The sequence below is a fragment of the Streptomyces sp. NPDC005202 genome, from assembly GCF_040608235.1.
Classification (GTDB): domain Bacteria; phylum Actinomycetota; class Actinomycetes; order Streptomycetales; family Streptomycetaceae; genus Streptomyces.
This window is the reverse complement of sequence record NZ_JBEXHW010000006.1, coordinates 232,900-242,776: the sequence shown is the minus strand read 5'-3', so window position 1 is coordinate 242,776 and position 9,877 is coordinate 232,900. Positions and strand designations below refer to the sequence as shown.

The 9,877-nt window shown below is 71.3% G+C and carries 12 protein-coding genes and 1 pseudogene; 7 read left to right on the top strand and 6 right to left on the bottom strand.

What is annotated here, in order from left to right; translation table 11 throughout:
* The 3 genes and pseudogenes from ABZV31_RS13795 to ABZV31_RS13785 all read left to right on the top strand — a co-directional run.
* Nucleotides 1–280: pseudogene (locus tag ABZV31_RS13795) on the top strand (transposase); the annotation flags it as partial.
* Complete coding sequence (locus ABZV31_RS13790; RefSeq protein ID WP_355892465.1) at nucleotides 272–616, top strand: MarR family winged helix-turn-helix transcriptional regulator; 345 nt, start codon at nucleotides 272–274, stop codon at nucleotides 614–616. The pseudogene ABZV31_RS13795 and the gene ABZV31_RS13790, both read left to right, overlap by 9 nt.
* A 170-nt stretch (nucleotides 617–786) precedes the next feature.
* Nucleotides 787–1,647 carry an alpha/beta fold hydrolase gene (locus ABZV31_RS13785; RefSeq protein WP_355892432.1) on the top strand — a complete coding sequence of 287 codons (861 nt, stop codon included), beginning with the start codon at nucleotides 787–789 and terminating at the stop codon, nucleotides 1,645–1,647.
* Nucleotides 1,648–1,748: 101 nt separating this feature from the next.
* Here ABZV31_RS13785 and ABZV31_RS13780 read toward each other — a convergent pair whose 3' ends face one another.
* Entirely contained in the window at nucleotides 1,749–2,780 is a 1,032-nt protein-coding gene (locus tag ABZV31_RS13780) for a lytic polysaccharide monooxygenase (protein ID WP_355892429.1), read from the bottom strand.
* Between the two features lie 216 nt (nucleotides 2,781–2,996).
* Here ABZV31_RS13780 and ABZV31_RS13775 point away from each other — a divergent pair, with 216 nt between their 5' ends.
* Nucleotides 2,997–3,446 carry a GNAT family N-acetyltransferase gene (locus tag ABZV31_RS13775; protein ID WP_355892426.1) on the top strand — a complete coding sequence of 150 codons (450 nt, stop codon included), beginning with the start codon at nucleotides 2,997–2,999 and terminating at the stop codon, nucleotides 3,444–3,446.
* 27 nt (nucleotides 3,447–3,473) lie between these two features.
* Here ABZV31_RS13775 and ABZV31_RS13770 read toward each other — a convergent pair whose 3' ends face one another.
* Nucleotides 3,474–3,608: a hypothetical protein gene (locus ABZV31_RS13770; protein ID WP_355892423.1), complete on the bottom strand. Its 135-nt coding sequence runs from the start codon at nucleotides 3,606–3,608 to the stop codon at nucleotides 3,474–3,476.
* A gap of 151 nt (nucleotides 3,609–3,759) precedes the next feature.
* Here ABZV31_RS13770 and ABZV31_RS13765 point away from each other — a divergent pair, with 151 nt between their 5' ends.
* Nucleotides 3,760–4,374, top strand: coding sequence for a class I SAM-dependent methyltransferase (locus ABZV31_RS13765; RefSeq protein WP_355892462.1), 615 nt, complete (start codon nucleotides 3,760–3,762; stop codon nucleotides 4,372–4,374).
* Nucleotides 4,375–4,439: 65 nt separating this feature from the next.
* Here the strand turns inward: ABZV31_RS13765 and ABZV31_RS13760 are convergent, their stop codons facing one another.
* Complete coding sequence (locus ABZV31_RS13760) at nucleotides 4,440–4,940, bottom strand: DUF402 domain-containing protein (RefSeq protein ID WP_355892420.1); 501 nt, start codon at nucleotides 4,938–4,940, stop codon at nucleotides 4,440–4,442.
* Nucleotides 4,921–5,850, bottom strand: coding sequence for a GNAT family N-acetyltransferase (locus ABZV31_RS13755; protein ID WP_355892417.1), 930 nt, complete (start codon nucleotides 5,848–5,850; stop codon nucleotides 4,921–4,923). The genes ABZV31_RS13760 and ABZV31_RS13755 overlap by 20 nt, the downstream gene beginning before the upstream one ends.
* Nucleotides 5,851–5,921: 71 nt before the next feature.
* Here ABZV31_RS13755 and ABZV31_RS13750 point away from each other — a divergent pair, with 71 nt between their 5' ends.
* Nucleotides 5,922–6,290, top strand: a complete 369-nt coding sequence (locus ABZV31_RS13750) for a GntR family transcriptional regulator (RefSeq protein WP_355892414.1) — start codon at nucleotides 5,922–5,924, stop codon at nucleotides 6,288–6,290.
* Nucleotides 6,291–6,317: 27 nt separating this feature from the next.
* Here the strand turns inward: ABZV31_RS13750 and ABZV31_RS13745 are convergent, their stop codons facing one another.
* Complete coding sequence (locus tag ABZV31_RS13745; protein WP_355892411.1) at nucleotides 6,318–7,091, bottom strand: DUF72 domain-containing protein; 774 nt, start codon at nucleotides 7,089–7,091, stop codon at nucleotides 6,318–6,320.
* 36 nt (nucleotides 7,092–7,127) lie between these two features.
* A complete protein-coding gene (locus ABZV31_RS13740; RefSeq protein ID WP_355892408.1) occupies nucleotides 7,128–8,222 on the bottom strand; it encodes a DUF5925 domain-containing protein in 1,095 nt (364 codons plus the stop codon).
* 200 nt (nucleotides 8,223–8,422) lie between these two features.
* Between ABZV31_RS13740 and ABZV31_RS13735 the strand changes: the two genes are divergently transcribed.
* The gene (locus ABZV31_RS13735) at nucleotides 8,423–9,844 is read left to right on the top strand and encodes a xylan 1,4-beta-xylosidase (RefSeq protein ID WP_355892405.1); all 1,422 of its coding nucleotides are present in this window, start codon (nucleotides 8,423–8,425) and stop codon (nucleotides 9,842–9,844) included.
* The last annotated feature ends 33 nt before the right edge of the window (nucleotides 9,845–9,877 follow it).

The following is a 9,877-nucleotide window of genomic DNA, read 5'->3' as shown; positions in this document are numbered from 1 at the left end:
CGCCGCGCAGATCCTGGCCCTGGACGACCGGCTCAAGCGCATCGACCGGCAGATAAGCGAGACGTTCCGCACCCATCCACAGGCCGAGATCATCGAGTCGCTGCCCGGCATGGGCCCCATCCTCGGCGCCGAGTTCGTCGTCGCGGCGGGCGATCTCGCGGCCTACGCGGACGCCGGCCACCTGGCTTCCGCGGCCGGGCTGGTGCCCGTCCCGCGCGACTCCGGCCGCCGGACCGGCAACCTCCACCGGCCCAAGCGCTACAGCCGCCGCCTGCGCAGGCCCGCGCACGGCTTCGCCTTCTCGCGGCTCGCTCCGGACGGTGCGACGGTCACCGAGCTCGCCGCCCATCTCGGGGTCACCAAGCAGGCGGCGAGTCAGCTCGTCGACGAGATCGTGCGGAAGGGGTACGCCGAGCGGCGGCCGCATCCCGGTGACGCGCGCGCCCGGCTGATCGTGCTGGCCGAGCGCGGTTGGGCCTGCACCCGTGCGGCGGAAGAGGCGGCCGCCGAGGCCGTGCAGGCATGGGTCGAACTGATCGGCGAGGGGGAAGTGTGCGTATTGCGGGAGCGGTTGGCGCGCATCGCGCCCTACGGTCTCATCCGGCCCGCCTGGTGACAGTTCATCAGGGGCGGCGGACATCCCGGTTACCACTGGAAGTTTTTACTGACGCGTAACTTCACACTTGCACTACTCGCCCGTAACTTGACGAGTGAACAGCATCCCGTGATCCGGATCACTGGGCGTAGTGCCGTCGCACCCCCCTCGAGCCGCAAGGAGATCACACGATGCTGCCCTGGAAGCGCGCCCTGAGACCCCTGGCCGCACTGCTCCTGGCCGCCGCGATCGCTACCGTCCCCGCCGCCACCACCCACGCCTCCGACGCCCCCAGCAGCGGCTGGAACAACTACAGCTGCCGGCCGTCCACCGACCACCCCCGCCCCGTCGTCCTGGTCCACGGAACGTTCGGCAACTCCGTCGACAACTGGCTGTCCCTCGCGCCGTACCTGAAGGACCGCGGCTACTGCGTCTACTCCCTCGACTACGGCCAGCTGCAGGGCGTCCCGCTCTTCTACGGCCTCGGACCCATCGACAAGTCGGCCGAGCAGCTGTCCGCCTTCGTCGACAAGGTGCTCGCCACCACCGGAGCCGCCAAGGCCGACCTCGTCGGCCACTCGCAGGGCGGCATGATGCCCCGCTACTACCTGAAGTTCCTCGGCGGAGCCGCCAAGGTGAACGCCCTCGTCGGCATCGCACCCGACAACCACGGCACCACTCTGGGCGGCCTCACCAACCTGCTGCCGTACTTCCCGGGCGCGAGCGACCTGCTCTCCGCCACCACCCCCGGCCTCGCCGACCAGATAACCGGGTCCGCCTTCCTCGCCAAGCTCAACGACGGCGGCGACACCGTACCCGGCGTCCGCTACACGGTCATCGCCACGAAGTACGACGAGGTGGCCACGCCGTGGCGCACCCAGTACCTGACCGGTTCCGACGTGCGCAACGTCCTGTTGCAGGACCTGTGCCCGCTCGACCTGTCCGAGCACGTGGCGATCGGGCTCTTCGACCGTATCGCCTTCCACGAGGTGGCCAACGCCCTCGACCCGGCGCACGCCACCGCCACCACCTGCGCGTCGGTGTTCAGCTGACGTGTGTTTCGGGGCCTGTCCGGCCTGAGCCGCCGGACAGGCCCCGCGCTAGGTGGCCGCGTCAGCGGCCGTACTGCATCCTTTTGCTCATTCGCCTCGGCTCACTTGCCGCCGCCGTCCCCCGCGCGTCGGCGGACCGAGGCGAACAGGGCCGCCGAGCCGAGCGCCAGGGCGGCCGCGCCGCCGACCGCGAGGTACGGGGTGCTGCCGTCGCCGCCGGTCTCGGCAAGGTTCTCGGGCGTGCCCGCCGCCTTGGGCCGGTTGGGCCGGCTGGGCCGGTCGGCTGCGGTGGCTTCCGACCCGCCGTTCGCGGCCTTGGTCGAGTCCGTCGTCGTACGGGCGTCGTCGTCGCCGTGGCCGTGGTGCTCGATCGTCGACTTGTCGGCACCGTCCTCGATCTGCTGCTCGGTAGGAGCGGACGCGGTCGGAGCCGGGGACGGGCTGCTCGTCGTGCCGCCACCGCCACCGCTCTTGCCACCACCGCCACCGCTCTTGCCGCCGCCGAAGGTGACGTCCGAGCACGAGTAGAACGCCTCCGGGCTGTCCGAGCGCTGCCAGATCGCATACAGCAGCTGCTTGCCGGAGCGCTGCGGGAGCGTGCCGGAGAAGGTGTAGAAGCCGCCCGAGGCGACCGGATCGGTGGCCCTCGCGACCGGGTGCTGCAGATCCAGGTCGGCCCAGGCCAGCGGCTTGGCCGGGTCGTAGCCTGGCTTGGTGAGGTAGACCGTGAAGGTGCCCTTGTGCGGGGCGGTCACGCGGTACTTGAAGGTGTACGAGCCGCTGCTCACGCCGGTCGCGGGCCAGTCCGCGCGGGCCAGGTCGAGGCCCTTGAACTCCTCGTTGTTCGCGCTGCACAGCCTGCCGTCCGGGATCAGCTGCTGGTGCCGCCCGCCGGCGTCGCCGATCCGGATGCCGTTCCAGTCGTAGAGCGCCTGGGTGCCGCCGGCCGCGACCGCCGCCTTGCACGCGGCCGACTTCGGGTTCTCGGGACCCTCCGCGTAGCACTGGGCGACCCGGCTGACCGGGTCGCCCATGGAGCCGTGCGCGGACGCGGGCGCGGCGGCCAGCGCGGTCAGGGCGAGTGGGGTCATGCCGAGGGCGGCGACGGCGGCGGCCTTACGGCGTGCGGGCATGGGGGAACTCCTCGGAACGGTCCTGATACGGGGAGACGGATCCCGTGGGGATGATCAGAAGCTAGCCCCGACGAACCGTGAAATCGCCTGCCGACGGCGGCTGATGGAGATCCTTATGCTCGCGTTAAGGGAGTGCTGAGGCTGCGCTCAGGTAGGTACCGTGCGCGGCATGGCGAACGAGGAATTGGGGCGGCCGTCGCCGCCGACGTGCCGGCCGTGAAGGCCGTGACCGACGCGGCGTACCACCCCTCCATCGCGCGCATCGGGGTGCCGGTGCCGATGGAGGCGGACCACGCGGCGAACGTGGCCGCGGGAAAGGTGTTCGTCACGCAGGAGCCCGGGACGGGCCGCGTGATCGGTCTCGTCGTGATCGAGGCGTACGAGGACCATCTCTTCCTCGACAGCATCGCCGTCCACCCCGACGCGCACGGCAGGGGCGTGGGGCGGCGGCTGCAGGAGTTCGCTGCTGGGGTTCGCTGCTGGAGTTCGCTGCTGGAGTTCGTGGACGCATGCGCGCGTGCGCTGGGTCTGCACGAGGTCAGGCTCTACACGAACGCGCTGATGTGGGAGAACCAGAAGATCTATCCGAGGTTCGGCTACGAGGCCGTCGAGCGTCGAGTGGACGGGCCCTACGACCGCATCCACTACCGCAAGCGGCTGGTCTGACGCGTTTCATGCCCCGGCTCGCCCTGCTCACCCGTCCGGCCACCAGGTGCGCGCGATGTCCTTCCGGATCTCCGGCCGTCCGGCGGGACGCTCGTCGGCTTTCTCACGGACCCGGCGAGTGTCCGTCTTCCTCAGGGGCTTCTGCACTGTCATCCGCCGCATGCGTGCCTCCTTCAACGCCTACCGGGTTCCGTGTTCTCACGGAGGTAGACCTTTCGGGCGAGAGTTCCTCATCGGTGCGGGTCTGTCTGTGGCGGCTGTCACGATTCGACTGTCAGTGGCGGGTGTCACCCTTGGGCGCATGGACGAACACATGACGACCGACGGTGACGGAACGACCCCGGTCTACGTCGACTGGGACGTTCAGGCGGCCGACTTCGACGACGAGCCGGACCACGGGATGCGCCACCCGGAGGTGCGCGCGGCCTGGGCCGAGCGGCTGCGCGCCTGGCTGCCGGAGCGCCCGTGCCACGTCCTCGACGTCGGTTGCGGCACCGGCAGCCTGTCGCTCCTCGCGGCCGAACAGGGACACCGCGTGACCGGAGTCGACCTGTCCCCGGCGATGGTGGAGCGGGCGCGGGCCAAGCTCGCCGGGCGCGGCGCGGTGTTCCTCGTCGGTGACGCGGTGGCACCGCCGGTGGGCGAGCAGCGCTTCGACGTCGTGCTCGTCCGCCACGTGCTGTGGGCGCTGCCCGAGCCCGACCGCGTGTTGCGGCACTGGCGGGGGCTGCTGCGCCCGGCCGGGCGGCTGGTCCTGGTCGAGGGCGTGTGGGGGACGGTCAGCCCGGTCGGCATACCGGCGGACCGGCTCACGGACCTCCTCGCACCGCTCGCGGAGCACACACGTGTGGAGCGGTTGTCGGGCGATGCGCGGCTGTGGGGGAGGGGCGTGGAAGACGAGCGGTACGCGGTGGTGGCGACGGTCTGAGCCGAGGGAGTGGTGCGCTGTGGGGGCGACCGTGTGAGACCGGGGTGGATGAAGGGGCCGACGGGTCAGGTCAGCAGTGCGTCGAATCCGCCCCCGCGGGCCAGGGTCTCGAGTTCGTCGAGCGCGGACACGGCGGCGGTCGCGGCCGCGGGGTCCGTCTCCCGCAGGCCGCTCGCCGCGAACTCGTCCTCGTCCAGCCGCCGTACGTCCGTGCCGTCGGCGGAGCGCCACAGGTCCAGGTCGAGGTCCTCGACGACGAGTTGTGTGCCGGAGCGCGTGGCGGGACGCGTGATGTCGCAGTACCAGCCCTTCAGCCCGCCTCCGGCGTCGCGGACCTCCTTCACCGAGTACCAGCGGTTGCGCCAGTAGTACTCGGTGAAGACGTCGCCCGGTTCGAAGCGCACGAAGCCGAAGTCGCGGATGCCGTCGCCCGCCCACGGGGCGCGGACGGCGATACGGATGCCGTCGTCTGCGAGCAGCTCGGCCTCGTAACGGATCTTCGTACGGCCGCCCTTGACGAGGACGACGTCCAGGAGCCCTCCCGGTTCAGCCGAGTTCGCGGACATACCGCACCTCCGTCGCGCAGATCTCGTACCCGAACCACTTGTTGATCGCGATCATCGGCCCGTTGCCGGTGTCGTTGCCCGTGAACGCCTCCGTGAACCCGGCCGCACGGGCGCGGTGCAGGGAGTCGTTCTTGGCAAGCTTGGCCAGGCCGCGGCCGCGGCAGGCGCGGGCGGTGCCGGTCATGGCGGTGCCGTAGCGGGTGGCGCCGTCCGTGCGGGCGAGGGTGAAGGCGGCGGGGCGGCCGTCGACCACCGCCACCGAGGTCAGCTCCGGGCTGAACAGCGGGTGCCTCCAGGTCTCCGCCAGCCAGGCCTCGTAGTCGGTGAACTGGAAGTCGACGTCGCTCGGTTCGTCCGCCGTCGTCTCCGCGTCCAGTTCGAAGAGGGGCCGCGGGTCGTCGGCGTAGTCCGAGCCTTTGCGCAGTTCGACGCCCGGCGGCGGGTCCTGCAGCGGCGGGAGCGTGCCGTGTGCCAGGTCCAGGCGGAGGAAGTGCGCGGACCGGCTCGCGCGGTAGCCGTGCCGCTCGGCGAAGGCACGGTTGTCCGGCTCGTCCAGCACCCAGGCGAACAGCTTCGTCGCTCCCCGGGCGGCCAGGTGCTCCTCGGCGGCGCGGACGAGGAGCCCGCCGGCCCCGCGGCGCGTGCGCTCCGGGTGCACGTACACGTTGACGTTGCCCTGGCCGGGCTCGGGGCTGTCGTGGACGAGGTGCACCTGGGCCGTGCCGATCACCTCGCCGTCCTCCACGGCGACGAGAGGCCGGTAGTGGGCGTCGGGGTGCATGTGGGTGAGGTCGTAGGCGACGGAGTCCGGTGTGAACAGCATGAAGGGGAGCGCGAGGTGCCGGACGCGGGCGAAGCCCTCGAGGTCGGCCCGTGCGTCGGGGCGGAGGTCACGGACGGTCACAGTCATGAAGGCGCACGCTACGGGGGAGACCCGGCGGGATGCCTCTCGTTTTCCGGCGGGTACGGGACAATCGACCCGTGACCTTGAAGATCCACATTGATGACGGCGCTCCGCCGTACGAGCAGGTGCGGGCGCAGATCTCCGAGCAGGCGCGGTCGGGGGCGCTGCCGGTGGGGTACCGGCTGCCGACGGTACGCGGACTGGCCGAGTCGCTCGGGCTCGCGGCGAACACCGTCGCCAAGGCCTACCGGGCGCTGGAGGCGGACGGGGTGATCGAGACGCGGGGGCGCAACGGAACGTTCGTGGCTGCCGCCGGCTCGGCCGCGGAGCGGGAAGCGGCGGCGGCTGCGCGGGCTTACGCCGAGCGGGTGCGGCGGCTGGGGTTGGACGAGGATGCGGCGCTTGCTGCCGTGCGGGATGCCCTGCGGGCGGCTTACGGGGACTAGGAGCAAGCAGCGGCGCGAGGACGGCAATCAGCGGCGTGGCGAGAGTTGCCGCGGCGTGCGGGTCACCGTCAGGCCCGCTGTCGAAGCCGCCCGGCCGAACACCACCGCGTCCTCCACCGCCGCTCCGTTCGGGTCGTTGTTGAAGTACGCGTACACGTCGTGGTCGTCCGGCCAGGTGGTCGCGATGCGGTCGACCCAGGTCTCCAGCGAGCGTCGGCCGTAGTGCGGCCAGGCGTGGGCGCGGCCCACGTGGAAGCGGACGTAGCCCCAGTCGGCCGTGCGCCACAGCGGCGTGACCGGACGAGCCTGCACGTCGGCCCAGCACAGGGCGGCACCCCGGGACTCCAGGACCTTGCGTACCCGCGGCATCCACCACGTCTCGTGCCGCGGCTCGACCGCGACCCGCGTACCCGACGGGAAGCACGCGAGGCAGGCGTCGAGCAGCCCCGGGTCGGCGCGCAACGTCGGCGGCAGCTGGAGCAGCACCGGTCCGAGCCGGTCGCCGAGGCCCGCCGCGTGGGTCATCAGGCGGTGCACGGGCTCCTCGGGGTCCTTCAGGCGCTTGATGTGGGTCAGGTAGCGGCTCGCCTTGACCGCGACCACGAAGTCCGGCGGGACGCGCTCCCGCCAGTCCTCGAAGGTCTCCCGCGTCGGCAGCCGGTAGAAGGCGTTGTTGATCTCCACCGTGGCGAAGGCCGCCGCGTACTCCTCCAGCCACAGCCGCGTGGGGCACCCCTCCGGGTACAGCACGCCCCGCCAGTCCTTGTACTGCCAGCCCGACGTCCCGACGAACAGGGTCATACGCCCATCAAAGCACCGGCCGACAGGCGGGGCCCGTTACAGGTACAGCCCCGCGTCCACTCTGCCCCGCGGCTCCGGCAGCGCCGTCGGGGACGTGCCCCGGCGCAGTGCGTACAGCTCCGCCAGAGTCGCCCCGTCGCGCCGGAGACCTTCCTCCGTGCCCAGCCAGTTCACCGCCTCCCGGCGGGTCAGCGGCCCGATCTCGATGCGGGCCAGGCAGCGGCCGGGGCGGACCACGGCCGGGTGGAGGCGCTCCAGGTCCTCGTTGGTCGTCACGCCCACCAGGACGTTGCGGCCCTGGCCGAGCAGGCCGTCGGTGAGGTTGAGCAGCCGGGACAGCGCCTGCCCCGCCGTGTGCTTGGCCTCGCCGCGGATCAGCTCGTCGCAGTCCTCGAGCAGGAGCAGGCGCCAGCGGCCCTTGCCCGCCGCGTCCTCCTCGCCGATCGCGATGTCCATCAGATAGCCGACGTCGGAGAAGAGCCGCTCCGGGTCCAGGACGCAGTCCACCTGGCACCAGTCCCGCCAGGAGCGGGCCAGGGTGCGCAGGGCGGACGTCTTGCCCGTGCCCGGCGGTCCGTGGAGCAGGAGCAGTCGGCCCGCGATGTCCTCCGGAGTGGTCTTCATCAGGCGGTCCATCGCGTTCGCCACCGGTGCCGTGTAGTTCGCCCGTACCTCGTCCCACGTGCCCGCCGAGATCTGACGGGTCGTGCGGTGCGGGCCGCGCCTGGGGGAGACGTACCAGAAGCCCATCGTCACGTTCTCCGGCTGCGGCTCCGGTTCGTCCGCCGCTCCGTCGGTCGCCTGGTCCAGCACCTTCGCGGCCAGCTCGGCGCTGGTCGCGGTGACCGTGACGTCGGCACCCCGGTTCCAGCGGGAGATCAGCAGTGTCCAGCCGTCGCCCTCCGCCAGAGTCGCGCTGCGGTCGTCGTCGCGGGCCACCCGCAGCACCCGGGCGCCCGGCGGCAGGAGCGTGACGCCGGAGCGTACGCGGTCGATGTTCGCCGCGTGCGAGTACGGCTGCTCGCCCGTCGCGAAGCGGCCGAGGAACAGCGCGTCGACGACGTCGGACGGCGAGTCGGAGTCGTCGACGGTGAGCCGGATCGGCAGAGCGTCGTGTGGGTTCGCAGGCATGCCGCCATGATCCGGCACGCGGGCGCCGTGTGCACCCGGTTTCCGAGGTGTGCGTGACGTGTCGGCCGTGCCCCGTGCTCCCTTTGTGGTCCTCTCCGTCCTGTTCGCCTGCATCCTCTCCGTCCCGTCCGCCCTGTTACAAAGTCGTGCATCTGCGCTACCTGTCCCAGGGGCGATTTCCGCCGTTACTGTTGCCTTTGATGGGACGTCATGGGTGGACTTCGGGGGCACGGCGGTGGCGGCTCACCGCGCTGCTCGGCGTCGGCGTGGCCGCTCTGGCCCTGGTCGTGACGCTGATCAACACACTGCCCGGGGGCGGCAGCACGGCCGGCACCTCGCGCGACGGCGACAAGGTGCACGGCACGCCCGCGACCCCGCCGCACCAGTCGGAGCCGTATCTCGGCTGGGGCTTCACGCACACGCAGTTCAGCGCGGACGAGGGCAGCGGCGCCGCCACCGACCGCGTCGAGGGGCTGCTGGACCAGTCGGCGGGCCTGCCCCAGAACCAGCACATCATGGGCTGGGGTGCCGACAACCCGGAGCCGGTCAAGGGGCGGTACGACTTCGGCGCGATGGACCGCCGCATCGACTTCGTCCGCAAGTCCGGCGGCACCCCGGTCGTCACCCTGTGCTGCGCGCCCGACTGGATGAAGGGCGGCAAGGCCGGCGTCGACAACACCAACTGGAGCCAGGCCGCCCTGGAGACCGCCCCGAGGCCCGACCACTACAAGGACTTCGCGGCGCTCGCCGCGACCGTCGCCAAGCGCTATCCGGACGTGCGCCACTTCATCGTCTGGAACGAGTTCAAGGGCTTCTGGAACGACGCCGAGGGCCGTTGGGACTACGAGGGGTACACCCAGCTGTACAACCTCGTCTACCAGGCCCTGAAGAAGGTGAACAAGGACATCATGGTCGGCGGCCCGTACCTCGTCATGGACAGCGTCGACCCGCGCCAGAAGGAAGACGCCTCGACGACGTTCAGGGGCACCTGGGGCGCCATGGACCAGCGCGTCCTCGACGCCTTCGACTACTGGAACACGCACAAGGCGGGCGCCGACTTCGTGGTCGTGGACGGCTCCAGCTACACCAGGGACGACGACCTGCTGCCCAACGAGTTCGCGGCCACCGACAAGCTCACGGCCGTCAGCGAGTGGGTACGGCAGCGGACGCACGACCTGCCGCTGTGGTGGGCCGAGTACTACGTCGAGCCCGCCGACGGCAACGACGACCGCAAGGGCTGGTCCGAGCCGCACCGCGTCGCCGTGCAGGCCGCCGGCCTGATCGCCATGGTCAAGGGCGGCGCCTCCTCCGGCTTCTACTGGAATCCCGAGGACGAGAAGGGCAGCGACTGCCCCGGCTGCCTGTGGACGCCGACCGACTCCGCGGACGGCGGTAGGGCGCTGCCCATGTATGACCTCGTCTCCCGCTTCAGCCGGGAGTTCCCGCCGGGCACCAGGTACGTGACCGTGTCCGTCGCCCGGGACGACGTGCCCAACGTCCGCGTCCTGGCGAGCGACAGGACCGTCCTGGTGGTGAACACCCTGAACCGGTCGATCAGCGCTCAGGTCGACGGCAAGCGGTTCGACATGCGGGCCTACGAAGTGAAGTGGCTCGGGCGGTGAGAACCGCACACCGCCCGAGCCATTTCACCGGGT

Coding starts and splice junctions, on each gene's coding strand:
- ABZV31_RS13785 (WP_355892432.1), top strand. CDS start 787: ATGCTGCCCTGGAAGCGCGCCCTGAGACCCCTGGCCGCACTGCTCCTG.
- ABZV31_RS13780 (WP_355892429.1), bottom strand. CDS start 2,780: ATGCCCGCACGCCGTAAGGCCGCCGCCGTCGCCGCCCTCGGCATGACC.
- ABZV31_RS13770 (WP_355892423.1), bottom strand. CDS start 3,608: ATGCGGCGGATGACAGTGCAGAAGCCCCTGAGGAAGACGGACACTCGC.
- ABZV31_RS13765 (WP_355892462.1), top strand. CDS start 3,760: ATGACGACCGACGGTGACGGAACGACCCCGGTCTACGTCGACTGGGAC.
- ABZV31_RS13760 (WP_355892420.1), bottom strand. CDS start 4,940: ATGTCCGCGAACTCGGCTGAACCGGGAGGGCTCCTGGACGTCGTCCTC.
- ABZV31_RS13755 (WP_355892417.1), bottom strand. CDS start 5,850: ATGACTGTGACCGTCCGTGACCTCCGCCCCGACGCACGGGCCGACCTC.
- ABZV31_RS13745 (WP_355892411.1), bottom strand. CDS start 7,091: ATGACCCTGTTCGTCGGGACGTCGGGCTGGCAGTACAAGGACTGGCGG.
- ABZV31_RS13740 (WP_355892408.1), bottom strand. CDS start 8,222: ATGCCTGCGAACCCACACGACGCTCTGCCGATCCGGCTCACCGTCGAC.
- ABZV31_RS13735 (WP_355892405.1), top strand. CDS start 8,423: ATGGGACGTCATGGGTGGACTTCGGGGGCACGGCGGTGGCGGCTCACC.